Source organism: Halorubrum sp. Atlit-8R, assembly GCF_003666025.1.
In the GTDB taxonomy this organism is placed as follows: Archaea; Halobacteriota; Halobacteria; order Halobacteriales; family Haloferacaceae; genus Halorubrum; species Halorubrum salinarum.
The window spans coordinates 371,357-397,105 of the sequence record NZ_QPLV01000002.1 but is presented as its reverse complement, the minus strand read 5'-3'; the positions used below and the strand labels follow the sequence as shown (position 1 = coordinate 397,105).

Here is a 25,749-nt window from a genome sequence, read left to right as displayed (position 1 = left end):
GGTACCACACTCCCGCGGGACACGGTGAGTCGCGACGACTCGGCCGTAGCGGGGCCTCAACGACGCGCGGTACGACGGTGCGCCGACGGCTCCTTGCGGGGTTTCAGTGACCGGCGCCGACCACGGCGTCAGACACGAACACACCATGGAAATCGAAATTGCGACACTCGGCGGTTACGAAGAGGTCGGTCGACAGATGACGGCGGTCCGCGCGGGCGAGGACATCGTCATCTTCGACATGGGCCTGAACCTCAGTAAGGTCCTCATCCACGACAACGTGGAGACCGAGAGCATGCACAGCCTCGACCTGATCGACATGGGCGCCATCCCGGACGACCGGGTCATGAGCGAACTGGAGGGCGACGTTCAGGCGATCGTCCCCACCCACGGCCACCTCGACCACATCGCGGGGATCCCGAAGCTCGCCCACCGCTACGACGCCCCGATCGTCTCGGCGCCGTACACGATCGAGCTGGTCCGCCAGCAGATCGAAGACGAGGGCAAGTTCCAGGTCGACAACGACCTCGTGAAGATGAAGCCGGGCGCGTCGATGGCGATCGGCGACTCCGAGCAGGTCGAACTGGAGTTCGTCAACGTCACCCACTCGATCATCGACGCGATCAACCCGGTCCTCCACACGCCCGAGGGGGCGGTCGTCTACGGCCTCGACAAGCGCCTGGACCACGACCCCGTCATCGGCGACCCGATCGACATGGACCGGTTCCGCGAGATCGGCCGCCAGGACGAGGGCGTCCTCGCGTACATCGAGGACTGTACGAACGCCGGCCGCAAGGGTCGGACCCCCTCCGAGTCGTACGCGAAGAAGCACGTCGAGGACACGCTGAAGTCGATGGAGGACTACTCGGGCGGCATCGTCGCCACCACGTTCTCCTCCCACATCGCCCGCGTGAAGACCCTCGTCGAGTACGCCCGCGAGATCGGCCGCCAGCCGGTCCTGCTCGGGCGCTCGATGGAGAAGTACTCCGGCACCGCCGAGCGGCTCGACTTCGTCGACTTCCAGGGCGACGTCGGCATGTACGGCCACCGGAAGTCGGTCGACCGCGCGTTCAAGCGGATCATGAAGGAGGGGAAGGGCAACTTCCTCCCCATCGTCACCGGCCATCAGGGCGAGCCCCGCGCGATGCTCACCCGCATGGGCCGCGGCGAGACGCCGTACGAAATCGACGACGGCGACAAGATCGTCTTCAGCGCCAGCGTCATCCCGGAGCCCACCAACGAGGGCCAGCGCTACCAGAGCGAACAGCTGCTCCGGATGCAGGGCGCGCGCCTCTACGACGACATCCACGTCTCCGGCCACCTCCGCGAGGAGGGCCACTACGAGATGCTGCAGGCGCTCCAGCCCCAGCACCTCATCCCGGGCCACCAGACGCTGGAGGGCCGCTCGCCGTACGTCGACCTCGCGACCTCGCAGGGGTACAAGCTCGGACGTGACGTACACGTCACGCAGAACGGGTCCACCATCCAGCTCGTCGAATGACGAGCGAGACGAAGGAGGCGCGGGTGCTCGACGCCATCCGCGAGCGGCGTGAACTCGTCAACGCCGCTATCGACGAGGAGCTGCCGGTGCAGGAACCGGAGCGGCTGTACGAGGCGACCCGATACATCCTCGAGGCCGGCGGCAAGCGGCTCCGCCCGACGGTGACCACGCTGGCCGCGGAGGCGGTCACCGGGACCGAGCCGATGGGCGCCGACTTCCGCGCGTTCCCGTCGCTCGACGGCGACGACGTCGACGTGATGCGGGCCGCGGTCGCCATCGAGGTGATCCAGTCGTTCACGCTGATCCACGACGACATCATGGACGAGGACGACCTCAGACGGGGCGTCCCCGCGGTCCACGAGGCGTACGACGTCTCGACGGCGATCCTCGCGGGCGACACGCTCTACTCGAAGGCGTTCGAGTTCATGACCGAGACCGGGGCCGACCCGCAACACGGGCTCGAAGCGATGCGGATGCTCGCGTCGACCTGTACCGAGATCTGCGAGGGCCAGGCGCTCGACGTCGCCTTCGAGAACCGCGACGACATCCTCCCGGACGAGTACCTGGAGATGGTCGAGCTGAAGACGGCGGTGCTGTACGGCGCCTCCGCGGCGACGCCCGCCCTCCTGCTCGGCGCCGACGAGGACGTCGTCGACGCCCTCTACCAGTACGGGATCGACTCCGGCCGCGCGTTCCAGATCCAGGACGACGTGCTCGACCTGACGGTCCCCTCCGAGGACCTCGGCAAGCAGCGCGGCTCCGACCTCGTCGAGGGGAAGGAGACGCTCATCACGCTCCACGCCCGCCAGCAGGGCGTCGACGTCGACGGCCTCGTCGACGCCGACACGCCCGCCGAGGTGACCGAGGCGGCCATCGACGACGCGGTCGCCGCGTTGGAGGAGGTCGGCTCCATCGAGTACGCCCGCGAGACCGCCGAGGAGCTCACCGCGCGGTCGAAGGAGCACCTCGAACTGCTGCCCGAGAGCGGCTCCCGCGGCCTGCTCGAAGACCTCGCGGACTACCTCATCGTCCGCGGCTACTGAGCCGACCGCCCGCGGGCGGTCCCGTCCGACGACCCGACACCGGCGGTCCGGGCCGGGACGGACACCGCTTTACCCGCGGCCCCCGTTCGGTCGGCCGTGTCACGGTACCGGAACGTCCTCTTGTTTTTCACCCTCGCACTGCTGTGGGGCGGCTCCTTCGTCGCCATCGAGGTCGGCCTCGACTACTACCCGCCGGTGCTGTACGCCGCGTACCGGTTCGACGTGGCGGCGCTCGCGCTGCTGTCGTACGTGCTGGTCACGCAGGACGACCCGTTCCCGCGGACGCGCGGCGACCTCACCGCGATCGGGTTCAGCGGCGGGCTCTCCGTGGCCGCGAACAACGCCCTGCTGTTCGTCGGCCAGCAGTACACGACGAGCGGCATCGCCTCCATCACCTACAGCCTCGTGCCCATCGCGACCGCGGCGGTCGCGGCCCTGTGGATCGGCGGCGCCGACCTCGATCGTCGCGGCGCGGTCGGGGTCGTCCTCGCGTTCCTCGGCGTGGGGCTCGTCGCGCAGCCTGACCCCGCGAACCTCGGCGGCGGCGTCGCGGTCGGCGTCGGGCTGATCGCGGTCGGCGTGGTCGCCGTCGCGGTCGGCAGCGTCGGGCTCCGGACCGTCGAGACCTCGTTCTCCAGCGTCGCGCTCACCGGGTGGGCGATGGGGTTCGGCGCGCTCGCCATCCACGCGCTCAGCCTCGGCATCGGGGAGAGCCAGCGGCTCCCGGCCGCCGCCCCGCCCGCGCTCCTCTCGCTGGGGTTCCTCGGGCTGCTCTCCTCCGCGGTGGCGTACACCATCTACTTCACGCTGCTCGACCGGCTCGGCCCCTTCGAGATCAACCTCGTCTCCTACGTCGTCCCGATCGTGGCCACCGTCGCGGGCGCCCTGCTGCTCGCTGAGCCGGTGACGCCGTTCACCGTCGCGGGCTTCGTCGTCATCGTCCTCGGGTTCGGCCTGCTGAAGCGCCGCGAGATAGCCGACGCGGCCGCCGGGATCCGGTTCCCCGGGTGAGCGTCGCGTCGGAGCTCACCGCTCGGGGACCGATTCCGTCAGTCGTCGAGCGCGCGGACGTCGTCGATGATCTCGACCGCGTGGTCCTCGGGGGAGACGCCCTCGTAGGCCAAGACCACGGTGCCCTCGTCGTCGAGGACGTACGTGTTCCGGAACACGCCGTCGAAGGTGTTCCCGAACATCTGCTTCTCGCCGTAGGAGTCGTACGCGCTCGACACCGCGCCGTCGGGGTCAGAGAGGAGCGTGAAGGGGAGGTCGTACTCCGCGGCGAACGGTTCGAGGTCCGCGACGGGGTCGTCGCTGATCCCGACGACGGCGACGTCCTCCGCCTCGAACGCGTCCCACTCGTCGCGGAAGCTACACGCCTCGGCGGTACAGCCGGGCGTGTCGGCCCGCGGGTAGAAGTACACCACCGTGTGGGCGGCCGCCGCGGGGTCGACGGTGACGGTCTCGCCGCGGTGGTCGGTGAGCGTGATTTCGGGTGCGGAGTCGCCCGGTTCGAGCATACGGATCGACGCGCCTCCAAGCTGTTAGGCGATTCGGTCCCTTTTTACCGGATACTCGCATCCTACCGGTATCGATGGCGTGGCAACCGACGCCGTACACGGCCCCGCTGCTCGTCGCGGCCGTCGCGTCGTTCGGGTTCGCCGCCTACGGGGCCGCCAAGCGGTCGCGCGGCGAGAACCTCCTCCTGTGGAGCTTCGTCGCCGTCGCGGTCGCCGCCGGCGTCTGGTCGCTGGCGTACGCGGCCCAGCTGTCGGCGACGGTCCTCGGGGCCACGCTGTTTTTCAACCGCTTCGTCTGGCTCGGCTCCGCCGGCCTGGCGGTCGCGTGGCCCGCGTTCGTCCTCTCGTACGTCGACCGGACCGCGTGGCTCGACCGCCGCCGGTTCGCGCTCCTCTGGGTCGTCCCCGTCGCGGTCGCGGTCGCCGTCTGGACGGCCGGCGTCGACCCGCTCTTCTACGCCGACCCCTCCCTCGTCGACGCCGGCGGGTACCGCGTCCTCAGCTACACGCCGACGCCGGCGCTGCTCGGCTTCGTCGGCTACACCTACGCGGTCAACCTGTTCACGTTCGCCGTCCTCGGCTACGCGGCGGTCGCCCGCGACGGCGTGTTCCGCCGGCAGGCGGCCGTCCTCTTCGTCGCCGCCGTCGCGCCGATGGCGCTCAGCGCGGCCGGCATCGCGGGCGTCGTCGGCCCCGACGCCGGGTTCGTCGACTTCACCCCGATCGCCTTCAGCGGCACCTCGGCGCTTCTGGCGTGGGTCGTGTTCCGGTACCGGCTCCTCGACGTCTCGCCGATCGCCCGCGACGCGGTGTTCGCGAACCTCTCGGACGGCGTCGTCGTCTGCGACGCCGACGGCCGCGTGGTCGACACCAACGACCCGGCGGAGGCGCTGTTCCCCGACGCCGAGATCGGCGCCCGGGCCGACGAGGCGTTCGACGACGTTCCCGCGGTCGCCGACGCGGTGACGGACCCGGCGGCCGACGACGAGTTCCGCGTGACGCTCGACGGCGACAGCGCGCCGCGGTTCCTGACAGTGGACGTCCACGACATCACCGGGCCGGGGACGACCAGCGGGGGGACCGTCCTCCTGTTCCGCGACGTCACCGAGCGGGAGACGCTCCAGCGGCGCTACCGCGCGCTCATCGAGAAGTCGCCCAACGTGATCGCGGTCTGCGGCGAGGACGGCCTGCTCCGCTACGTGAGCCCGTCGATAGAGCGGCTGCTCGGCCACCGGCCGACGGAGATCGAGGGGCGACCGATCATCGACTTGGTCCACCCCGAGGACCGGCGCGAGGCGCAGCAGGCCTTCGAGCGCGCCTTCGACAGCGCCGAGCCGCAGTCGCTCACGCACCGGATCGCGCGCGCCGACGGGAGCTGGCGGCGGTTCGAGACCGTGATCGAGCGGCTGTTCGCCGACACGGGCGAAGTGGTCATCACCGCGACCGACGTGACGGACGCCCGGCGGTACGAACAGCGGCTTCAGGTGTTGAACCGCGTGCTGCGGCACGATCTGAAGAACGATACCAACGTCATCGGCGGCTACGCGGACCTGCTCCGCGACCACGTCGACGAGGAGGGCGACCCGTACCTCGACATCATCGACCGGAAGGTGCGGACGCTGACGCACCTCAGCGACCAGGCCCGGGAGATCGACGTCGCGCTCCACAGCGACGCGGGACAGGCCGAGATCGACCTCTCGGAGCTGGTCGAGCGGCTCTGCGAGTCGCTGTCGTCGTCGTTCCCCGAGGCGACGGTGACCGTGTCCGTCCCCGAGTCGGCCGTCGTCTCCGCCGACGAGCTCTTGGAGTCGGCGGTCCGGAACGTGCTGGAGAACGCCGTCGTCCACAACGACGGCGACGACCCGCGCGTCGAGGCGACGGTCGTGGCCGACGGCGACCGGTTCCGGCTCGACGTGGCCGACGACGGCCCGGGGATCCCGCCGGTCGAGCGGACGGTGTTCTCGGAGGCGCGGGAGACGGCGCTCGAACACGCGAGCGGGCTCGGCCTCTGGCTCGTCCACTGGATCGTCACGGAGTCCGGCGGCGACATGGAGATCGACACGCGCGAGCCGACCGGCACGGTGGTCCGGATGTGGCTCCCGCGGGCCGCCGAGGAGAGGGAGTAGGCCCGCCCGCCGCCGCGGCGTTGCCGCTCAGACGTGGACGCGGACGACGTGGCCGCCGCAGCCGCACTGCTCGACGTACTCCACGTCGACGGCGTCGCGGAACGCCGACTCCAGCGCCCCGAAGAGGTACTCCTCCGGGTGGCCGTGGTCGCCGTGGGCGACGAGGTTGACGTGGTTGCCCGCGGCCGTGTGCTCGACCGCGTCGACGGCCTGTCGCACGAGCAGGTCGCGGTCCGCGGCGTGTTCCGGGCCTTCGAGGTTCGCGGACCAGGAGTTCTCGTGGAAGCGGTCGGTCACCGGGTCGGCGCCGTGGTCGTGTTCGTCGTCGGGGTCGGACGGTGTGCTCGCCATGTCTCGTCCGAGGCGCTCGGGCACCGTCCGTCTTCGAGCGAACATGTTCGAGCGGCGTCCCGGCGCTCGACCGTCCATCCCGAACGATTTCGGGAGGAGTTACATCACCGCGGGACCCGACGACCCACCCATGAGCCCCGACCCGTTCGACGACGCGGACGAGCGGTTGGACGCCCGCGAGATAGACGGCGAGCCGTTCGGCGACATCATGGCCGCGCTCGACGGCCTCGACGAGGGGGAGTCGCTCTGTCTGGTGAACAGTTTCGAGCCGGTGCCGCTGTACGACGTGCTCGCGGAGCGCGGGTTCGAACACGAGACGGCGAACCCGGCCGACGACGAGTGGCACGTCGAGATCACGCGCCCCTGAGCCCCGGCCGGCTGGCCGGCTCGGCCCCCGCGGCGTCGACCGCTCTCCGCAACCTCTTTGCGCGCGGTCGCCGAACCCGCGTCCATGAGTCACGGACCTCTGGACGAGGGCGCGGTCGAGAGCTACCGCGAGGCCGGCGCGGTGCTGGTCGAGGCGATGAACGAGGCCCGCGAGATGGTCGAACCGGGCCGGACCCACCTCGAGGTCGCCGAGTGGACGGAGGACTTCGTCCGCGAGCAGGGGGCCGGTCTCGCCTTCCCGGTGAACATCAGCGTCGACCCCGAGGCGTCCCACGCCACCCCGGGCCGCGACGACGAGACGGAATTCGGCGAGGAGATGGTGTGTCTCGACGTCGGCGTCCACGTCGACGGCTACATCGCCGACGCCGCGGTGACGGTCGACCACACCGGCACTCCGGAGCTCGTCGAGGCCGCCGAGATGGCGCTCGAAGCCGCGCTCGACGAGGCCGGCCCGGGTGTCGAGGTCGGCGTCGTCGGGCAGGCGATCGAGGACGTGATCCGCGGGTACGGCTACACGCCGGTGCTCAACCTCTCCGGGCACGGCGTCGAGCGCTACGACGCCCACACCGGTCCCACGGTGCCGAACCGCGGCGTCGACCGCTCGGTCGAACTGGAGCCCGGGCAGGCGGTCGCGATCGAGCCGTTCGCCACCGACGGCCGCGGGAAGGTCGGCGAGGGGACCGACGAGGAGATCTTCGAACAGCAGGGCTCCGCGAGCGTCCGCGACCGGCGCGCCCGACAGGCGCTCGAAGAGATCGAGGGGTTCGACGACCTCCCGTTCGCGGCGCGGTGGCTGGAGACTGACCGCGCCGAGATGGCGCTGCGCCGCCTCAAGCAGGCGAACGCGATCAAGGGGTACCCCGTCCTGAAGGAGGACGACGACGCCTTGGTGAGCCAGGCGGAACACACCCTCCTCGTCACCGAGGACGGCGTCGAGGTGACGACCGCGGGGATCCACGGCTTCGACGACTGATGGACCGGATCTTCGCGCCGTGGCGGATCGAGTGGGTCGAGCGCGACGCCGACCCGATCGACGGCTGCCCGTTCTGCGTCCTGCCCGAGCGCGAGGACGCCCGCGAGGCGCGGATCGTCGCCCGGAGCGAGCGCAACTACGTCATCCTGAACAACGCGCCGTACAACCCCGGCCACGCGATGGTGATCCCCGACGCCCACGTCGAGGACCCGACCGACCTCGACGACGCGACGCTCCTCGATCACGCGCGGCTGAAGGCGGCGACGCTCGCCGCGCTGCGCCGCGACCTCGACCCCGACGGCGTCAACACCGGGCAGAACCTCGGCGGCGACGCCGCGGGCGGCTCGATCGACCACCTCCACACCCACGTCGTCCCGCGCTGGAGCGGCGACACGAACTTCATGCCCGTCACCGGCGACACGAAGGTGATCGTGGAGGCGATAGAGCGCACCTACGACCACCTCCACGACGGGTTCGCGGCCGGCGAGCACGTCGTCGATTCGGGAGACGCCGACGCGGGCGACGCGGTCCGACTCTCGTTCGACCTCGGCGTCGACCGCTGACGCCGCTCTGTCGGCGGCTCTCCGCGACGCGAATCAGTACACCAACTCGCCCGAGATGAACTTCCGGGTGCGCTCGTTATCGGGGTCCTCGAAGATGGCTTCGGTCGGCCCCACCTCCGTGATCCCGTCGTCGAGCAGCACCGCGACGCGGTCCGCGACGCGTTCGGCCTGGTGCATGTCGTGGGTCGCGAGCGCGACCCCGATCCCCCGGGACTTCGCCTCGTCGATCGCCTCCTCGATGACGGCCGTGTTCCGCGGGTCGAGGTCCGAGGTGGGCTCGTCGAGCAGCAGGACGTCGGGGTCGTACGCGAGCGCCCGGGCGAACGACACGCGCTGGGCCTCGCCGCCCGACAGCGCGTCGGCCGGCTGGTCGATCTTGTCTTCGAGGCCCACGACCGCCAAGGACTCCTCGACCGCGTCGGCGGCGCCGTTCAGGCGGAGGACCGAGGCGAGCCGGTCGCCCCACGAGCGCCGGACGCGGAGCCCGTACTCGACGTTGCGCGCGACCGACCCGCCGAAGAGGCTCGCCTCCTGGAACACCATCCCGACGCGGCGCCGCAGCGCGAGGCGCTCGGCCTCCTCGACCGCCCACGCGTCGGTCCCGTCGAGCGCGACGGTCCCCTCGTCGGGCTCGACCGAGAGCGCGAGCGTCCGGAGGAGCGTGGTCTTGCCGACCCCCGAGGGGCCGATCACCGCGACGACCTCGCCGGCGTCGACGTCGATCGAGAGGTCGCGGAACACGGGCTCGTCGCCGTACGCGTGGGACACCCCCGTCGCGCGGAGCATCAGTCCGTCACCTCCGTCGCGCGGAGCATCAGTTCGTCACCTCCCAGCGCGTCATCCGGCCACCCCCCGGTCGCCGAAGCGGACGACGATCGCGTTGACCGTCAACACGAGCGCGACGAGGACGGCGCCGAGCACCATGGCGGTCTCGTACTGCCCCTGCCGCGCTTCGAGCTGGATCGCCGTCGTCAGCGTCCGCGTCTTCGAGATGCCGTCCGCGCTCGTGATGTTCCCGCCGACGATGAGGACGGAGCCGACCTCGCTGATCGCGCGGCCGAAGCCGGCCAGCACCGCGGTTGCGATCCCGTACCGCGCCTCCTTGATCACGACGAGCGCCACGTCGACGCGCGTCCCGCCGAGGACCCAGGCCGCGTCGCGGACCCCGTCGTCGACGCCGCTCACGGCCGCGAGGCTGATCGCCGTGATCGGCGGCGTCGCGAGGACGAACTGCGACATGATCATCGCCTCGCGGGTGAAGATCAGCTCCAGCGAGCCGAGCGGCCCCTGGTTCGAGACCGCGAACAGCACAACGAGCCCCACGACTACGCTGGGGAACCCCATCCCGGTGTTGACCACCGACTTCACGAACCCCTTGCCCGGGAACTCCGTGAGCCCGATGGCGACGGCGGCCGGCACGCTGACGAGCGTGCTCAGCGCCACCGCGGTCAGGCTCACGTACAGCGAGACGGCGATGACGCTCCCGACGTACCCGTCCCTGAACGAGACGCCGAGGAGCGACGCCGCGGGCCCCGCGGCGTCGAGCAGTGCCGGGACCGACTGGACGGTCGCTTCGAATGGCACGACTACGAGTCGTCGCTCTCGCTACTCCAACCCTCCGGAACGTACTGCTGGAAGTTCGGGTCCTCGGAGACGGCCTCCGGGAAGAACAGCTGCTCGCCGTTCACCTGGTACTCCGAGATGGCCTCCTGGACGCCCGGGCTGGTGATCCAGCCGATGTACGCCATCGCGAGGTCGTAGTTGGCGTTCTCGTGGACCCCGGGGTTGACCGCCATCACTCCGTACGGGTTCGAGAGGATCTCCGGCCCGTCCTCGATCGGCCCTTGGACGAGGATCGTGAGGTCGATCTCCGAGCGCTGCGAGATGAAGGTCCCGCGGTCCGAGAGCGTGTACGCGCCCTGCTGGTTCGCGATGTTCAGCGCCTCGCCCATCCCGGTGCCGGTCTCCTGGTACCAGTCGCCGCCGGGCTCCGTGCCGGCCGCCTCCCAGAGGTTCAGCTCCTTCGTGTGCGTGCCGGAGTTGTCGCCCCGGGAGACGAACTGCGCCTCCGCCTCGGCGATGGCGGTGAGCGCCGCCGTCGCCGAGTCCATCCCCTCGATCCCGGCGGGATCGCCCTCGGGGCCGACGATCACGAAGTCGTTGAACATCAGGTCGCGGCGGTTGACCCCGTACCCGTTCCGCATGAACTCGTCTTCGAGTCCGCGGGCGTGGACCATCACGATGTCCGAGTCGCCGTTGCGCGCGGTCTCTAACGCCGCGCCGGTCCCCTGCGCGACGGCGTCGACGGTGACGCCGTACATCTCCTCGAAGTCCGTGTGGATCTCGTCTAAGAGCCCCGTGTCGTACGTGCTCGTCGTCGTGGTGAGCGTCAGGGTCTCGCCCGCGACGCCGACCGACTCGGCGGTGCTCCCGCCGTCGTCGGTCCCGTTCCCGCCGTCGCCGCCGTCGCCGCTCGTCGACGAACAGCCCGCCGTGCTCGCGATCGCTCCGGCGCCCAGCGCGGCCACGAACCGCCTCCGTTGTATCGGCATAGATACAACGGTGGGTCGACGCCACATATAACTTCCGCGCCGCGGCAGGCGGCTCGGCGCGGGCGGTCGAAAACGCCATGACGGCCCGGGGGCATCCTCCGGGCATGGGAGAGCCGACCGAGGCCGGGCCGGACGCGGCGGCGGGACGCGGGCGGGCCGCGCTCATCGAGGACGGCGTCGAGTTCGACGGCCGCGACGCGGCGCTGCTGCGCGCGGTCGACGCGGCGGGGTCCGTCGCGGGCGCGGCCGCGGAGCTGGGTCGCTCTCGCGCCCGCGCCCTCTCGCGGATCGAGACCTTAGAGGAGGCCTACGGGACGCTCGTCGAGCGGCGCCGCGGCGGCGAGGGGGGCGGCGGGAGCCGGCTCGCCGCGTCCGGCCGCGCGCTCTTGGACCGCTACGACCGGCTCCAGGCCGTCCTCGCGGCGACCGCGGCGGTCCCGGAGACGGTGCTCGACGGCACCGTGACGGCCGTCGACGGCGAGCTCGCGGTCGTCGACACCCCGGTCGGGGAACTGTCCGGGCTTCACGGGGGGACGGGAGACGACGCGGACGGCGGGAGCGAGAGCGACGGCGTCGGGGACGGGGGCGGGGTGGCCGTCGGCGACGCGGTCCAGGTCCGGATCGGCGCCGACGCCGTCACGGTCAACGACGCGGCCGACGCGGTGGACCCCGACGCGACGAGCGCCCGGAACCGCCTCGCCGGCCGCGTCTCGCGCGTCGACCCCGGCGAGACGGTGTCGACGGTCCGGATCGCGGTCGGGGCGGCCGAGGGCTCGGACGACGTCGAGGTGGCCGCGCTGATCACCGCCGAGAGCATCGAGCGGCTGGGCCTCGCTCCCGGCGACCACGTCTCGATCCGCTGGAAGGCGACCGCGACGCGGCTGGTGGCGCACGCGGCGTGACGCCGTCCGGTGGGCTCGCGTGTCGGCGTGGTCGTCCGTTTCGGTGAGGTCGGTCCGCCCGCCGAGCGTGGGAACCGCTCTCGCGCAAGCGAACGGTTTTTGCGTCGACCGACGGGAGAGGTGGTATGGACGAGGACACCCCCGAGGGGGCGACGCCGGGCGGCGACGGGCGCGGGTCCGACCCCGCCCCCGAGCCGTCGACGGCCCCCCGGACCGACGGCGGGACCGAGCGCGCGGGCGAGCCGACCGAGGACGTCGCGCTCGACCCGTGGGGGTCGGCGTCGGTCGGCGACTACGCGGACCTGTTCGAGGAGTTCGGCATCGAGGCGTTCGACGAGGTCGCCGACGAGGTTCCGGACCCGCACTACCTGATGCGCCGCGGCGTCATCTTCGGCCACCGCGAGTACGACGCGGTCGCCGAGGCGATGGCGAACGACGAGCCGTTCGCGGCGCTGTCCGGGTTCATGCCCACCGGCGACCCGCACATCGGCCACAAGCTCGTGTTCGACGAGATCATCTGGCACCAGGAGATGGGCGGGGACGCGTTCGGCCTCATCGCCGACCTCGAAGCCCACTCGGCGCGCGGCATGTCGTGGGACGAGATCGACGAGCACGCGCGCAACTACCTCCTCTCGCTGCTCGCGCTCGGCTTCGACGCGGAGGCGGGCGAGATCTACCGCCAGTCCGACAACCGCGAGGTCCAGGACCTCGGGTTCGAGCTGGGCTCGAAGGCGAACTTCTCGGAGTTCGAGGCGATCTACGGCTTCGACGGCGAGACCAACATCTCGCACATGCAGAGCGTGATCACCCAGACGGCGGACATCCTCTACCCCCAGCTCGTCGACGAGCCGAAGCCCACGGTGATCCCGGTCGGCCCGGACCAGGACCCCCACGTCCGGCTCACCCGGGACCTGGCGACCCGCGTGCGCTACTTCAAGGTGACCGAGGCGTTCGCCTCCTTCGAGCTCGACGACGACGAGCGGCAGCTGGTCCGGGCCGCCTACGACGCGCTCGCGGCGGATCGCGCCGCCGACGGCGACGACCCAGACGTGCGCTGCGAGGACGCCGCCGAGTGGCTCGCCGACTACGAGCCGCCCGAGAGCGACCGCGAGAGCGTCGACCTCGCGGCCGCGAAGGCGACCGCGCTCGACAAGCTCCGCGCCGGCGGGAAAGAGCCGCTCCGGCCTCGCGTGCGCTTCTTCGACCGCAACGCCACCGACGAGGCGTTCGAGGCGCTGATCGAGGCGGTCGACGGCGAGAAGCGCGTGTTCGAGGGCCACGTCGACGCCTTCGACCTCACCCGCGGCGAGGCGGAGTCGGTCGCCCGGGAGGTCGAGATCGACCACGACGGGTTCGGCTTCCGGCAGCCCTCCTCGATCTACCACCGCTTCATGACCGGGCTCACCGGCGGGAAGATGTCCTCGTCGATCCCGGCGAGCCACATCTCGCTGCTCGACGACCCCGAGGACGGCTACGACAAGGTGAAGGCGGCGACGACCGGCGGGCGCGACACCGCCGAAGAGCAGCGCGAGCTCGGCGGCGAGGCCGACGAGTGCCCCGTCTACGAGCTATACGCCTACCTGCTCGCGGGCGACGACGACGAGCTGACGAAGGAGGTGTACTCGGAGTGCGTCAACGGCGAGCGACTCTGTGGCGGCTGTAAGGAGCAGGCCGCCGAGCTGATGCGCGAGTTCCTCGAAGACCACCAGGAGAAGCGCGAGGAGGCCGAGGAACTGCTTGAGAACCTCGACATCGACCTCGACTCCGACCGGCGCGGCACGGGCGGCGAGCACTGACGGCGCCGCCGCGACCTACAGTTCCCGCTTCGCGTACGCGCCGACGAGCCCGCCGACCGCGCTGAACGTCACCACGTAGCCGAACACGAGCGCGACGAGCGCGAGGGCGATCAGGCCGCCGCCGATCACGACGCCGGGATCCGGGGCGACCGGGATCAGGAACAGGACCACGATCAAGATCCCGAACGCCGGGATCGACGCGATCGCGCCGGAGATCGCGCCGACCCGGAGGCCGTCGCGCGCGTCGCCGCCTTCGAGGTAACCCGCCACCGCCCCGCCGAGGAGGGGCGAGATGCCGGTGAACGAGAGCAGGGCCGTCGCGACCGCGCCGACGAGCGCGTTGACGTACGTGTTTTGCGTGTCCATTCGGACACCGACTCTCGGCGGTCAGATACCTCTTGCGGCCGTCGCGGCGTCGGCTCGGCGCTGCCGCGTGCGCGCCTCAGAGTTCGTTTTTCACGTACACGCCCAGCAGTCCGCCGAGCGCGCTCAACACCACGCTGTAAGCGACGCCGCCCAACACGATCAGGGCGGCGACCAGGAACACGCCGCCGGCCGCGAGACCGGCTTCGAGCGGGAACCCGAAGAGGCCCAGGAACGGGAGCACCACCAGCGCGAGCAGCAGCAGTCCGACGATCGGGATCGACGCGATCGCGCCGGAGAGCGCGCCGACCCGGAGGCCGTCGTCGCCGTTCAGGTACCCGGCGACCGCGCCGCCGAGGAGGGGTGAGATGCCGGTGAACGAGAGGAGGGCCGACGCGATCGCGCCGACGACCGCGTTGAGGAGGGCGTTGTCCGTGTCCATGTGCGGTCGGACTCCCGGGGACGGCATACGTCTTGCGGACGCCCGAGGGCGGCCCGGTCGCGGTCGGTCGGCGACGCGACCGCCGGCAGAGCGGCCCGCCCGGGCGGCGAGCGAGGCGATAGTTTATGAGGCGGGCGCCACCTCTCACGGGTATGAGCGAGGAGGAGACGATCCACGTCGCGGACGTCAGCGAGGGGATCGGCGGCGACGCGACGGCGGAGCCGGGCGCGCCGGTGGAACTCCCGGTGGTCGACGTGCTCACCGGCCGCTCGTTTATCACGGGGAAAAGCGGGTCCGGGAAGAGTAACACCGCGAGCGTCGTCATCGAGAACCTGCTCGACAACGGGTTCCCCGTGATGATCGTCGACACGGACGGGGAGTACTACGGCCTGAAAGAGGAGTACGAGATCCTCCACGCCGGCGCCGACGAGGAGTGCGACATCGTCGTCTCCCCCGAACACGCCGAGAAGCTCGCGACGCTCGCGCTCGACCAGAACGTCCCGATCATCTTGGACGTCTCCGGCTACCTCGAAGAGGAGACCGCAAACGAGCTCCTCCTGGCGGTCGTCAGACAGCTGTTCGCCAAGGAGAAGCGGATGAAGAAGCCCTTCCTCCTCGTCATCGAGGAGTGCCACGAGTACATCCCCGAGGGCGGCGGGATGGACGAGACGGGGAAGATGCTGATCAAGGTGGGCAAGCGCGGTCGGAAACACGGCCTCGGCATCGTCGGGATCAGCCAGCGCCCCGCCGACGTGAAAAAGGACTTCATCACCCAGTGCGATTGGCTCTGCTGGCACCGGCTCACGTGGGACAACGACACGAAGGTCGTCGGGCGCATCCTCGGGTCGAAGTACGCGAGCGCGGTGGAGGACTTGGGCGACGGCGAGGCGTTCCTGATGACCGACTGGGACGAGTCGATCCGCCGGATCCAGTTCCACCGCAAGGAGACGTTCGACGCGGGCGCGACCCCCGGGCTCGACGACTTCGAGCGCCCCGAACTGAAGTCCGTCTCCAGCGACCTCGTCGGCGAGCTCCAGTCGATCTCCGACGAGAAGGAGCGCCGCGAGTCCGAGATCGCCGACCTCAAACAGGAACTGGAGAAGAAGGACCGCCGGATCGCCGACCTCGAACGCGAACTGGAGGAGGCCCGCGACCTGAGCGACATGGCCGACCAGTTCGCGCAGGCGCTCCTCGGCAAGGCCGAGGCGCCGTACCGGAGCGGCGGCGGCCGGCCCCGGGTCGGCGCCGATCCCTCCGACGCCGCGGCCGACGGCGACGACGGGCAGTCCGTGCTCAAGTCGTACGACGAGGCGGTCGCCGCCACGAAGGGCGACGACGAGCCCGCGAGCGAGGCGGCGCCCTCCGCCGACGGCGGCGCCGAGGGAGACGCGGAGCCGGCCGCGTCCGCCGACGGCGATTCGTCGGATCCGGACGCCGCGGCCGCAGACGGCGACGCCGCGGCCGAGTCCGACCCCGCCCCGCCGGACGACGTCGACCCGGTCACCCGCGACGACGTGGCCGAGAGCGCGCTCCGGTTCGACGACGCGATAGAGCTCGGCACCCGCGAGGCGGTGATCGAGGAGCTGCGCTCGCGGATCGAGGCGCTCCCGGAGCTCTCGCGCGGCATGCTCCGTCACTACCGCCGCGAGGGCGCCAGCGACCCCGTCGCGGCCCACATCGACGCCGGCGGCGACGGCGACTCCGGGCACGCCTACAGCCGCCACCGGCCGATCCGGCGCGCGGGGCTCATCCGCCACGCCGGCCGCGGCCACTACGCGTACGCGGTCCCGGACCTCGTCCGCGAGGCGTACGCGGACCGCCTCGACGAGGCGCAGGTCCGCGAGATCGTCCGCGCCGTCGAGACCGCCTTCGTCCCCCCCGCCGAACTGAGCTATCCGCCGGACGCCGACCCGGCCGAGGTCGGGGAGGGGGCGGCCGCCGACCCCGACGAGGGTGCGGCCGCCCGAGACGGTGCCGGCGCGGCACCCGGGGAGGCCGAGGGGGTCGGCACCGACGCCGACGCGACCGACGGCGACGGAGAGGCGGCGGCCGAGGCCGGCGAGGCCGCCGAGTCGGAGCGGACCGAGACGCCGACCGGCGGCGGGCTGAGCGACGCCGCGCGGCGGTTCGCCGAGCGGTCCGAGCGCTGAGACCGGCCGGGTCGACCGGTCGACGCGATGAGTACGACCCAGGGGGACGCGGTGTAGGGGGTCAGAACGGCAGCGAGAGGTACTCGCTCGGCACCGCGTTCCGCGCCGTCACCTGCGGGTCGACCACCTGACTGACCTCCAGGCCGCCGACGAGGCTGGAGAAGAGGTACGCCTCGGTGCGCGAGAACCCGTGGTGGTGCGAAAGCAGGTCCAGCATGTCGGCGTTCGCCAGCTCGACCGCCGCCTCCATCGTCTCGGCGCTCGCGACGGTCTTCACGGCGTCGCCGGTGTCGAGGAGGGGGCGGGCGGGCGAGACGGCGGGGTCCTCGATCACCGACAGCGTCGCGTCGACCTCGACCGCTATCTCGGCGCCCGTCCCGCACATCTCGCCGTCCGCCATCGCGGCCTTCGCGTCGCCCAGCGCCAGCATCGCCCCTTCCTGAAAGACGGGGAAGTAGACGGTCGTCCCGCCGGTCACGTCGGTCGTGTCGAGGTTCCCGCCGTGGTCGTCGGGCGTGAGCGTCGAGACCGTCTCGCCGTCCGTGGCGACGCCGATCGTCCCGATCACGGGCTCGATCGGCACGTCGATCCCCTCGAAGTCGACCGCCTCCGCGTCTGCGTCGACCTCGGTGATCCGCGTCGCGGGGTGGTCGATCTCGGGGTCGTCCTGGAGGAGTCCGAACCCGGGGGCGGTGAGCACCCGGCCGCGGTCCTCCGCGACGCGCACGTCCTCTATCTCGACCGCGAGGACGTCGCCCGGGCTCGCGCCGGCCACGGCGATCGGCCCCGTCGCGGCGTTGACCTCCTCCGGGATCGCGTCGAGCAGGTCGTCGTCCTCCTGGATCGCGCCGTTCAGGCTGTCGACCGTCTCGATCGTCAGCGACTCGCCGTCCGCGGCCTCGTAGACCGGGTCCATCTCCGGACCGAACTCGTACACGTGGCCGTCGCGGTGTGAGACGACTTCTCGTGACATCGACTCTCGCTCCGGGCGGCGGGACCAAAAACCTCCGCCGCGGGCGGACGGGGCTGGGCCGTCAGTCGTCGGGGTCGCCCCCGCGTGCGGCGTCGCGGTCGAGCAGCGGCGAGTCGGGGTTCGCGCACTCCGGCCGGCCGCACACGCCCGCGTCGGCGCCGGCGCGCTCGACGCCGCCGGCCAGCGACTCAATTTCCCACGCGACCGCGTGGCCGGTCGAGCGCTCGTGTTCGCTCACGGCCGTCCGCGCCCGCCGGAGGGAGTCGAACGCCTCCTCGTACGAACAGTCGTCACAGCGGACGGTCGTCGCCATACCGGTCGTGCGGCCTCGAACGGCGTAACGCCACCGGTCCGCGTCGCCGTCGCGGTCGCGGTCGTCAGTCGGGGCGCGCCCCGCCTCAGCTCTCGACGGCGGCGCGCTCGGGGCGGTCGTACTTCTCCTCGAACTCGCCGATGAGCTGGCCCATCTTCGCGTACCAGTCGTTGAGCATCCGCTGCATGTCGTCGGCGATCTGCGACGGGTCCGTCGGCCGGTACACGTGGTAGTATCCCCCCTGCTCGTAGTTGATCTGCTCCTTTTGGATGAAGCCGGCCTTGAGGAGCCGCTGGACCGCGCGGTAGGCGGTGGAGCGCTCCCGGTCGACGCGCTCGGCCACCTCGTCGATCGTGAGCGCCTCGTCGGCCGAGACGAGCGCCTGGTAACAGTCCTTGTCCAACTGCTTCAGGCCGTGGAAACACTCGAGTAACCCCTCGCACTCCATGTCCCGCTGGAGCTGTTCGGACATCGAATCGGGCATTTTACGTCGTAGGTAAGGCGTTCCGCCGCTAAAAGTGTTGTGTGTGGGACATACAATTCCGCGCACTCCGCCGCCGAGCGCCGACCGCGACCCGCCCGAGGGGTCGCTACTCGTCTGCGCCGGCGTCGCCGTCGGCGTCCGCCTCGTCGTCGGCGTCGAGGCCGGCCGCCTCGAACGCGGTCTCGACCTCCTCGACCGGCACCGTCCGGAAGCCGTCGGCCTCGGTCACGGTCGCGACCGCGAGGTCGGCGGGCTCGAACTCGTCGTCGTGAGCGGCCAGCGCCGCGACCGCGAGTTCGATGCCCTCGGCGAGCGAGAGGTCGTCGCGCCACTCGTCTTCGAGGTGGCCCTGGATATCCTGCCGACCGCCGCCGATGACGGTCGCCTTCCACTCGTTCGGCGTGCCCGAGGGGTCGGCCGCGAACAGGCGCGGCTCGCCGTCGTCGATGCCGCCGATGAGGAGGGCGGCGCCGTAGGGGCGCGTGCCGCCGCGCTGGGTGTTCTCCTGGATGTGGTCGGTGACGAACTTCGTCAGCGTCTCGACGCCGACGGGCTCGCCGTAGCGCAGGCGGTTCCCCTGCGACTGGCGGCGCGCGAGGTCGATCAGCTGGCGGGCGTCGGCGACGTGGCCGGCGCTCGCGGTCCCGACGTGGTCGTCGAGCTTGTGGAGCTTCTCGATGCTCTCGGCCTCCATCAGCGACGAGGAGGGGCGGGACATCGCGACGAACACGACGCCGTCGGTCGTCCGGACGCCGACGCTCGGCGCGCCGCGCGAGACCGCCTCGCGGGCGTACTCGACCTGGTAGATGCGCCCGTCCGGCGAGAACAGCGACGTGCCGCGGTCGTACGCCTGCTGGTCGTTGTTCCCCATCATCGCCCATCACCCGCTCGCGCGGTGTCGCGTTCGCTCATTACCGCTACTTACGTCGGCCCGTTGAAAAAGCATCCGTAACCGGTACGTCTCGGAGGCCGTCGAAACCGCGAGCCCGGCGGCTCCCTGCCCCCGAGCGACCGCCGGGGGAGCTCCCGTCGCGCCCGTCGCTGAATTGGTTAGGGGCGTCGCTTCCGTCGCCGACGGATATATCCACGGGTATCGCGTAGATGGTATGACATTGACTCGTACACCATCCACGGCCGCGCTACTGGCCGCCGTGACCCTTCTCGCGACGATCGGCGGGGCCTTCGCGGTGGGCGGCGCGGCGGCGGTCCCGGACGCGCGGATCACCGTCGGCGAGGTGGGGGCCTCCCCGGGCGACCCGACCGTCGGGGAGCGGACGGCGCTGAACGTCACCGTCTCGAACTCCGGCGGCAGCGACGCGGCGGCGAACGTCACGACGGTCCGCGTCCGGAACGCCGACGGCGACGTGCTCGACAGCGTCTCGGGCGTCGGCGCGCTCTCCGCCGGCGACTCGCTCGACGCGACGCTGTGGACGTCGTTCGACGAGCCGGGCGCGAAGCGGCTCACCGTCGAAGCGGTCGCGAACCAGTCGACGACCGGCGAACTCGTGACCGTCAGCCGGGACACTGTGATCGAGGTCCGGCCGACACAGGTCGCGCTCGACCTCCGGACCCGCGCGCTCGACCCCGAGGACCTCCAGAGCGACGAGGGAAGTGAGAGTTCGGCCGGCGACCTCGGCGTCGGCGGCATCCAGGGCATCTTCGGCGGTGGCGGCGGCCTCGACACCGGCGACGCGGGCGGCCAGGGCGACGCGCCCCCGGTCGCCGACTCGCCCGTCGAGGTGACGGTGGTCAACACCGGCACGACGACCGCCGACCGGGTGAGCCTCCGCGCGGTCGGGACCGCGGTCGCCGGCGACGAGCGGACCGTCTCGGTCGGCCCGTTCGTCGTCGAGGACGTGGCGCCCGGCGAGGAGCGGCGGGTGATCGTCGACCTCGGCCCGCTCGACCGGCGGTCGGCGGTGACGGTCACCGCCGCCTTCCGCGCCGACACGGACCGGTTCGACGACCGGGGCGCGGACCGCAGCGCGCAGTCGACGGTGACGTACCCGGTCCGCGAGGCCGCGCCGACCGTCACCGACGCGACCGTGCGGGAGACCGCCGACGGCGTCGTCGTCGACGCGAACCTCGGCAACGCCGGCGGCGGCGAGATGACCGGCGCGGTCGTCTCGGTCGGCGACGCGCCGGGCGTCGAGCCGACCGCCGCGGGCGGCGAGTACTTCGTCGGCACCCTCGGCCCGAGCGACTTCGTCGGGTTCGACCTGACGACCGCGGTGAACGCCTCCGTCGCCGACGAGATACCGATCCGCGTCACCTACACCGAGCGTGGCGTCCGGTACACGGAGACGCTGACGGTGGCGGCGCCCGAGGCCGACGACGACGGGGAGAGCGGCGGCACGCTCGGTCGGATCGGCGTCGGCGGCGTGGGCGCCGCGGGCGCGGTCGCGAGCGGCCTCGCGCTCGTCGGCCTGGCCGGCGCGGTCGGCCTCGCCGTCAGGACCGGACGGATCGGCGGGTCGACGGGGCGGCGACGCGGCGGGTCGGCGCCGTGAGCGGGGACGCCGCGGCCGACGCGACGGGTGACGCGGTGAGCGACGACTCCGCGGCCGACCCGCTCGACGACGCGGTGAGCGGCGACTCCGCGGTCGATCGAACGACGGACCCCGCAGTGGACGGCGAGTTCGGCGTCGCGCTGCGGGACGTGGTGAAGCGCTACCCGAGCGGCGGCGGCGAGCCGGTCGTCGCGCTCGATCACGTCGACTTCGCGGTCCGGCCCGGCGAGTTCGTCGCGGTCGTCGGCCCCAGCGGCTCCGGGAAGTCGACGCTGCTGAACGTGCTCGGGCTGCTCGACGACCCCACCGCGGGCCGGCGCCTGCTGAACGGGACCGACGTGACGAACCTCTCCGTCGCCGAGCGGACGCGGGCCCGCAAGGAGTCGATCGGGTTCGTCTTCCAGGACTTCCACCTGCTGCCGACGCTGACGGCCGTCGAGAACGTCGCGATGCCGACCGCGTTCGACCCCGGCGACGCGAGCGGCCGGGCGGCCGACCTGCTCGCGCGGTTCGGGCTCGGCGACCGCCTCGACCACGACCCCAGCGAGCTCTCCGGCGGGCAGAAGCAGCGCGTCGCCATCGCCCGCGCGCTGATCAACGAGCCCGACGTGCTGCTCGCGGACGAGCCGACGGGGAATCTCGACACCGAGACGGGAGAGTCGATCCTCGCGGAGTTCGAGCGCGTCAAGGCCGAGGGGGTCGCCGTCGTCGCGGTCACGCACGACCCGCTCGTCGAGGAGTACGCCGACCGCGTCGTCGACCTCACCGACGGCGTGCTGACCGGCGGGCTGCCGGACCCGGGGGACGACCGATGAGCGACGGCGGCCGGAGGGGCGCTGGCTCCGCCGGCTGGCTCCGCGGCTGGCGCCCCGCGGTGTCGATGGCGTCGCGGAACCTGCGGCGGAACCGCGTGCGGACGGTGCTGGCGGTGCTCGGCGTCTGTATCGGCGTGCTCGCGGTCGCCGCGCTCGGCATCTTCGGGAACGTGCTGGCGCTCGGCGCCGACGACGCCATCGGCGACATCGGCACGCAGGTCGTCGTCTCGCCGAACGCCGACGCCGGCGTGGAGTCGCTGTCGGACGCGGACGTGGCCTCCATCCGGCGCGCGGTCGGCGAGCCCGCGGTCGTCCCGCTGTACTCCGATAGCGCCACGGTCGCGCGGCAGGGCGAGCAGACGTTCGCGACCGTATACGGGATCGAGGAGCCCGCGCTGGCGTACGAGGCCGCCGAAGGGCGGCTCCCCGAGCGGCACAGACAGGGCGCGATCCTCGGCGCGGGCATCGCCGCTGACCTCGACGCCGGCGCGGGCGACACCGTCGAGATCGCGGGCTCGCAGGTCCGGGTGATCGCGGTGCTCGTCGAGAGTCAGACGTTCAGCCCGGTGGCGCCCGACGACGCCGTCTTCCTTCCCGAGTCGGCGTTCTCGGCCGACGGCTACGCGCAGGCGCTCGTCATCTCCGACTCCGGCGCCGAGGCGCGCGCGGCCGCCGACGCCATCCGCGAGGAGGTGAACGCCCGCGAGGAGCGCGTGGACCTGTTCGAGCTGGCCGCCCTCGTCGACGAGATCAACGAGTTCTTCGACCTGCTCTCGACGTTCCTGCTCGGACTCGGCGCCATCTCGCTGGTCGTCGCCGGCGTCTCGATCCTCAACGTGATGCTGATGAGCACCGTCGAGCGCCGGCAGGAGATCGGCGTGATGCGCGCGGTCGGCGTCGCCCGCCGCGACGTGTTGCGCGTCCTGCTCGCGGAGGCCGGCCTGATCGGCGCGGCCGGCGCCGCGGCCGGCACGCTGCTCACCGTCCTGCTCGTCGCCGGGCTCGTCCTCGCGACGCCCGCCGTCGACGCCGCGCTCGTGATCGACCCGACGAACGGCTACTACCTCCTGCTCGCGCTCGTGTTCGGCGTGGGCGTCGGGATCGTCAGCGGCGCGTACCCGGCGTGGAAGGCCGCCAACGAGCGGCCGGTCGAGGCGCTGCGGAACTGATCTCGGCGACCGATCGACCGGCCGCACCGCTCCGTGCCATTTAAAACACGAGCGGCGCGCCGGCGAGCGCCCGCAGGGCGCGAGCCGCCCGCGAGGGAGTCAGTCGCCCGAAGCGAAGCGAGGGCGACTGGCGAGGATGGGGAGGCGTGAGGCTGCGGTCCCGTGAGCGACCGAAGGGAGCGAACGGGTGTACGGAAGTCGCAGCCCGCGCAGCGAACGGAGTGAGCGAGCAGGACCGTCTTCCGGTGGTGCGGAGCGGTGCGGGGCGGGACTCAAAGGGGCAGTCGCGAGGAGCGCGGAGGCGACCCAAGGACCGCAGGGAACGAGCGTAGCGAGTGACCGAGGACCGCAGCGAGCGTCCGCGCTCCTCGCGACTGGGGCTTTGGTGGTGTTCCCCGTCGATTCACTATCGACTATTTATAAAGGAAGACGGGCCAGCCAAACGCCTATGTATCGCCGCGTCTCGGCCCTAGCCATGTCCCCCAAGCGACGAGCGGTCCTCCTCCTCGGCGCGGGCGCGGTCGGATTCGGTGCCATCGGGTATCGCGAACTAACGGACTGCGAGGAGCTCGCCTGTTTCGCGTTCGAGCACCATGGGGCGGACGACGTGGCGAGCAGACTGGTGATCGAACACACCGGCGGGACCGAACGGCTCCGCGCCGGGGACGTGTTCGTCACGAACGTCAGCGTGGACTACGAGGCGGGCGAGAACGACACCGTCGCGTGGGCCGAACTGGACGACGACCTCGGACCCGACGACGCGATCAACGGGGAGACGCTGCGGATACGGATCCGGTTCCCGGACCTCGTGACGGTCCGCTGGCGTCGTGACGGCGACGAGGAGGTCGTGGGGGCGTGGGTGTACGACGACGACGTGCGGTGAGCGGCGTCCCCGTCGAGTTCGTCGACCGCCCTCCCCGCGGTCCGACCGACTCCCGGCCCCAAACGGCTTTTGCGCGCGGCGGGACAACCGACGATCATGGCCCTCCAAGACGCCCGCCCGTCACCCCATCTCATCGGCGACGCCCCGGCGAGGACGGTGCTCCCGCTGGCGGTGGTCGGGCTCCTCCTGCTCGCCTCCATCGGGTTCGCCGTCGGACTGAACACCGGGATCTCCCTCTGGTGGATCGCGCTGGCGCTCGGGATCGCCGTCGCGGCGGGGGTCGCGGGTGCGGGCCTCCTCCCGACCGTCGGCTCGCTGTGGCTCGTCGGGTTCTGGTGGTTCGCCTTCCCGCCCCTCGTCGGCTACCTCACGGGTAACTGGACGGGCGCGGGCCGGTACTCGTATCCGCGAATGATGGGATACGGGTACCAATCCGCGAGTGCGGAACTGCTCGGCGGGATCGAAATCGGCGTCAGATACGGGCTGCTGTTCGCGGTCGTGATCGGGCTGGTCGGGTACCCGGTCGGAGTGATCGTTAGTCGGCTGTCGACGCGAACGAGTGGGTCCAAATAAACTCGCTCGTTCGCTTATAATTCGTTGATTGCGGATCGATATTGAACACCTCCAAAGCCCCAGTCGCGAGGGCTCGCATGACTCGCTGCGCTCCTCGTTCGTTCGCTCCGCTCACTCACTGCGGTGCTTGCGTCGTCAGGCTTCGCCCTCGCGACTGTCCCTTTGAGTCCCGCCCCGCACCGCTCCGCACAACGCCTCACGCCTCCCCAGCCTCGCCGCTCGCTCCCTCCGGTCGCTCGCGGCGTCCCTCGCGCGTGCGACTCGCAGCCTGACGGCTACTCGTCGGCACGCGCCACCGCAGTCTATCAAAAAAGTCGTCGTGGTGCCGAAAACGCCTATTTAAACGCCGCGGCCTTGGAGCTTCTCCTCTTCTTTCATGTCCTCGTTGGACTGGCCTTTCATCCCCTTCCCGGTGCCGCTCGCGATCCGGGCGAGCTCGTCGGGGTCGTCCCAGTTGTTGACGGCCTCGACGATGGCGGTGCCCATCGCCTCGGGGTCCTCCGCGCCGAAGATGCCGGAGCCGACGAAGATGCCGTCGCAGCCGTGGTACATCATCAGCGCGGCGTCGGCGGGCGTCGCGATGCCGCCGGCCGCGAAGTTGACGACCGGGAGGCGGCCGGCCTCGGCGGTCTCGTGGACGAGGTCGCGCGGGGCGCCGTGCTCGCGGGCCCACTTCTCGCGCTCCTCGTAGTTGAGGCCGCTGAGCGTCCGGATCTGGTTCTTGATGGTGCGCTGGTGTTTGACGGCCTGGTTCACGTCACCCGTGCCGGCCTCGCCCTTCGTCCGGATCATCGCCGCGCCCTCGCGGATGCGGCGCAGCGCCTCGGGGAGGTTCCGGGCGCCGCAGACGAACGGCGACGTGAAGTCGCGCTTGTCGGTGTGGTACTCGTCGTCGGCGGGCGTCAGGACCTCCGACTCGTCGATCATGTCGACGCCGAGGGACTCCAAGATCTCCGCCTCCTTCCGGTGGCCGATCCGGGACTTGCCCATCACCGGGATCGACACCTCGTCGATGATCTCCGGGACGCGCTCGGGGTCGGGCATCCGCGCGACGCCGCCGCGCTTGCGGATGTCCGCCGGGACGTGTTCGAGGACCATCACGGCGACCGCGCCGGCGTCCTCCGCGATGCGGGCCTGCTCGCGGTTGACGACGTCCATGATCACGCCGCCCTTCTGCATCTGTGCGAAGCCGCGCTTGACCAGCTCGGTCCCGCGCTTCAGTTCCTCCAGATCCGTGGCCTCTGGCATGGATATCGGTTGGGGCGCCGGACACTTAACGGGTCGCTTTCGGGTGGATGGACCGGTCGAAACCCCCGTTCACGGGTCGCCAGACCGCCGCGCGCGCCTCGCCACCGCAACCGCGAAG

The 25,749-nt window shown here is 71.4% G+C and carries 27 protein-coding genes; 15 read left to right on the top strand and 12 right to left on the bottom strand.

Features of this window, described 5'->3' with window-relative positions; genetic code table 11:
* Positions 1 to 145: 145 nt before the first annotated feature.
* The 3 genes from DVK05_RS07815 (at position 146) to DVK05_RS07805 (ending at position 3,552) form a co-directional block, all read left to right on the top strand.
* Positions 146 to 1,498, top strand: a complete 1,353-nt coding sequence (locus DVK05_RS07815) for a ribonuclease J (protein WP_121562968.1) — start codon at positions 146 to 148, stop codon at positions 1,496 to 1,498.
* Positions 1,495 to 2,541: a geranylfarnesyl diphosphate synthase gene (gene idsA3 / locus DVK05_RS07810; protein WP_121562819.1), complete on the top strand. Its 1,047-nt coding sequence runs from the start codon at positions 1,495 to 1,497 to the stop codon at positions 2,539 to 2,541. The genes DVK05_RS07815 and idsA3 overlap by 4 nt, the downstream gene beginning before the upstream one ends.
* 96 nt (positions 2,542 to 2,637) lie before the next feature.
* Positions 2,638 to 3,552: a DMT family transporter gene (locus tag DVK05_RS07805; RefSeq protein ID WP_121562818.1), complete on the top strand. Its 915-nt coding sequence runs from the start codon at positions 2,638 to 2,640 to the stop codon at positions 3,550 to 3,552.
* A gap of 38 nt (positions 3,553 to 3,590) precedes the next feature.
* On the opposite strand, the gene DVK05_RS07800 is transcribed toward DVK05_RS07805, so the two are convergent.
* Entirely contained in the window at positions 3,591 to 4,058 is a 468-nt protein-coding gene (locus DVK05_RS07800; RefSeq protein WP_121562817.1) for a peroxiredoxin, read from the bottom strand.
* Positions 4,059 to 4,132: 74 nt separating this feature from the next.
* On the opposite strand from DVK05_RS07800, the gene DVK05_RS07795 reads away from it, so the two are divergent.
* Positions 4,133 to 6,184, top strand: a complete 2,052-nt coding sequence (locus tag DVK05_RS07795; RefSeq protein ID WP_121562816.1) for a histidine kinase N-terminal 7TM domain-containing protein — start codon at positions 4,133 to 4,135, stop codon at positions 6,182 to 6,184.
* 27 nt (positions 6,185 to 6,211) lie between these two features.
* On the opposite strand, the gene DVK05_RS07790 is transcribed toward DVK05_RS07795, so the two are convergent.
* The gene (locus tag DVK05_RS07790; RefSeq protein ID WP_121562815.1) at positions 6,212 to 6,535 is read right to left on the bottom strand and encodes a CGCGG family rSAM-modified RiPP protein; all 324 of its coding nucleotides are present in this window, start codon (positions 6,533 to 6,535) and stop codon (positions 6,212 to 6,214) included.
* Between the two features lie 130 nt (positions 6,536 to 6,665).
* On the opposite strand from DVK05_RS07790, the gene DVK05_RS07785 reads away from it, so the two are divergent.
* The 3 genes from DVK05_RS07785 (at position 6,666) to DVK05_RS07775 (ending at position 8,458) form a co-directional block, all read left to right on the top strand.
* Positions 6,666 to 6,902, top strand: a complete 237-nt coding sequence (locus DVK05_RS07785; RefSeq protein ID WP_121562814.1) for a DUF2249 domain-containing protein — start codon at positions 6,666 to 6,668, stop codon at positions 6,900 to 6,902.
* Between the two features lie 84 nt (positions 6,903 to 6,986).
* Positions 6,987 to 7,895 (top strand): type II methionyl aminopeptidase, encoded by a 909-nt coding sequence (map, locus tag DVK05_RS07780; RefSeq protein ID WP_121562813.1) that lies wholly within the window; start codon positions 6,987 to 6,989, stop codon positions 7,893 to 7,895.
* On the top strand, positions 7,895 to 8,458 hold the full coding sequence (locus DVK05_RS07775; RefSeq protein ID WP_121562812.1) for an HIT family protein: 564 nt from the start codon (positions 7,895 to 7,897) through the stop codon (positions 8,456 to 8,458). Before map ends, DVK05_RS07775 begins: the two co-directional genes overlap by 1 nt.
* A 33-nt stretch (positions 8,459 to 8,491) precedes the next feature.
* Here the strand turns inward: DVK05_RS07775 and DVK05_RS07770 are convergent, their stop codons facing one another.
* From DVK05_RS07770 to DVK05_RS07760, 3 genes are read right to left on the bottom strand one after another with little or no spacing between them, the layout of a single operon-like run.
* Positions 8,492 to 9,244 carry an amino acid ABC transporter ATP-binding protein gene (locus DVK05_RS07770; RefSeq protein WP_121562811.1) on the bottom strand — a complete coding sequence of 251 codons (753 nt, stop codon included), beginning with the start codon at positions 9,242 to 9,244 and terminating at the stop codon, positions 8,492 to 8,494.
* 51 nt (positions 9,245 to 9,295) lie between these two features.
* The gene (locus DVK05_RS07765) at positions 9,296 to 10,042 is read right to left on the bottom strand and encodes an ABC transporter permease (protein ID WP_121562810.1); all 747 of its coding nucleotides are present in this window, start codon (positions 10,040 to 10,042) and stop codon (positions 9,296 to 9,298) included.
* Positions 10,043 to 10,044: 2 nt separating this feature from the next.
* Positions 10,045 to 11,010, bottom strand: a complete 966-nt coding sequence (locus DVK05_RS07760; RefSeq protein WP_121562809.1) for a substrate-binding domain-containing protein — start codon at positions 11,008 to 11,010, stop codon at positions 10,045 to 10,047.
* Between the two features lie 104 nt (positions 11,011 to 11,114).
* Here DVK05_RS07760 and DVK05_RS07755 point away from each other — a divergent pair, with 104 nt between their 5' ends.
* Complete coding sequence (locus DVK05_RS07755) at positions 11,115 to 11,912, top strand: TOBE domain-containing protein (RefSeq protein WP_121562808.1); 798 nt, start codon at positions 11,115 to 11,117, stop codon at positions 11,910 to 11,912.
* Between the two features lie 125 nt (positions 11,913 to 12,037).
* Positions 12,038 to 13,708, top strand: a complete 1,671-nt coding sequence (locus tag DVK05_RS07750) for a tryptophan--tRNA ligase (protein ID WP_121562807.1) — start codon at positions 12,038 to 12,040, stop codon at positions 13,706 to 13,708.
* Positions 13,709 to 13,723: 15 nt separating this feature from the next.
* Here the strand turns inward: DVK05_RS07750 and DVK05_RS07745 are convergent, their stop codons facing one another.
* Both DVK05_RS07745 and DVK05_RS07740 read right to left on the bottom strand, forming a co-directional pair.
* Complete coding sequence (locus DVK05_RS07745) at positions 13,724 to 14,074, bottom strand: DUF5518 domain-containing protein (RefSeq protein WP_121562806.1); 351 nt, start codon at positions 14,072 to 14,074, stop codon at positions 13,724 to 13,726.
* A gap of 76 nt (positions 14,075 to 14,150) precedes the next feature.
* On the bottom strand, positions 14,151 to 14,513 hold the full coding sequence (locus DVK05_RS07740) for a DUF5518 domain-containing protein (protein WP_121562805.1): 363 nt from the start codon (positions 14,511 to 14,513) through the stop codon (positions 14,151 to 14,153).
* A 152-nt stretch (positions 14,514 to 14,665) separates the two neighbouring features.
* On the opposite strand from DVK05_RS07740, the gene DVK05_RS07735 reads away from it, so the two are divergent.
* Positions 14,666 to 16,663, top strand: a complete 1,998-nt coding sequence (locus DVK05_RS07735) for an ATP-binding protein (protein WP_121562804.1) — start codon at positions 14,666 to 14,668, stop codon at positions 16,661 to 16,663.
* A 61-nt stretch (positions 16,664 to 16,724) separates the two neighbouring features.
* Here the strand turns inward: DVK05_RS07735 and DVK05_RS07730 are convergent, their stop codons facing one another.
* The 4 genes from DVK05_RS07730 to psmA form a co-directional block, all read right to left on the bottom strand.
* Positions 16,725 to 17,636: an acetamidase/formamidase family protein gene (locus tag DVK05_RS07730; RefSeq protein WP_121562803.1), complete on the bottom strand. Its 912-nt coding sequence runs from the start codon at positions 17,634 to 17,636 to the stop codon at positions 16,725 to 16,727.
* A 61-nt stretch (positions 17,637 to 17,697) separates the two neighbouring features.
* Entirely contained in the window at positions 17,698 to 17,949 is a 252-nt protein-coding gene (locus tag DVK05_RS07725; RefSeq protein WP_121562802.1) for a hypothetical protein, read from the bottom strand.
* A gap of 85 nt (positions 17,950 to 18,034) precedes the next feature.
* The gene (locus DVK05_RS07720) at positions 18,035 to 18,433 is read right to left on the bottom strand and encodes a helix-turn-helix domain-containing protein (protein ID WP_121562801.1); all 399 of its coding nucleotides are present in this window, start codon (positions 18,431 to 18,433) and stop codon (positions 18,035 to 18,037) included.
* 106 nt (positions 18,434 to 18,539) lie between these two features.
* Positions 18,540 to 19,307, bottom strand: coding sequence for an archaeal proteasome endopeptidase complex subunit alpha (gene psmA / locus DVK05_RS07715; protein ID WP_199712296.1), 768 nt, complete (start codon positions 19,305 to 19,307; stop codon positions 18,540 to 18,542).
* 232 nt (positions 19,308 to 19,539) lie between these two features.
* Between psmA and DVK05_RS07710 the strand changes: the two genes are divergently transcribed.
* The 5 genes from DVK05_RS07710 to DVK05_RS07690 all read left to right on the top strand — a co-directional run bounded on the left by DVK05_RS07710 (position 19,540) and on the right by DVK05_RS07690 (position 24,383).
* Positions 19,540 to 20,943 carry a hypothetical protein gene (locus DVK05_RS07710; protein WP_121562799.1) on the top strand — a complete coding sequence of 468 codons (1,404 nt, stop codon included), beginning with the start codon at positions 19,540 to 19,542 and terminating at the stop codon, positions 20,941 to 20,943.
* Positions 20,940 to 21,758, top strand: a complete 819-nt coding sequence (locus tag DVK05_RS07705) for an ABC transporter ATP-binding protein (protein WP_394338856.1) — start codon at positions 20,940 to 20,942, stop codon at positions 21,756 to 21,758. Before DVK05_RS07710 ends, DVK05_RS07705 begins: the two co-directional genes overlap by 4 nt.
* On the top strand, positions 21,755 to 22,927 hold the full coding sequence (locus DVK05_RS07700; RefSeq protein ID WP_121562798.1) for an ABC transporter permease: 1,173 nt from the start codon (positions 21,755 to 21,757) through the stop codon (positions 22,925 to 22,927). Before DVK05_RS07705 ends, DVK05_RS07700 begins: the two co-directional genes overlap by 4 nt.
* A gap of 475 nt (positions 22,928 to 23,402) precedes the next feature.
* Positions 23,403 to 23,810 (top strand): hypothetical protein, encoded by a 408-nt coding sequence (locus tag DVK05_RS07695; protein ID WP_121562797.1) that lies wholly within the window; start codon positions 23,403 to 23,405, stop codon positions 23,808 to 23,810.
* 96 nt (positions 23,811 to 23,906) lie between these two features.
* Positions 23,907 to 24,383: a hypothetical protein gene (locus tag DVK05_RS07690; RefSeq protein ID WP_121562796.1), complete on the top strand. Its 477-nt coding sequence runs from the start codon at positions 23,907 to 23,909 to the stop codon at positions 24,381 to 24,383.
* A 339-nt stretch (positions 24,384 to 24,722) separates the two neighbouring features.
* On the opposite strand, the gene pdxS is transcribed toward DVK05_RS07690, so the two are convergent.
* A complete protein-coding gene (gene pdxS, locus DVK05_RS07685; RefSeq protein ID WP_121562795.1) occupies positions 24,723 to 25,631 on the bottom strand; it encodes a pyridoxal 5'-phosphate synthase lyase subunit PdxS in 909 nt (302 codons plus the stop codon).
* Positions 25,632 to 25,749 lie beyond the last annotated feature (118 nt).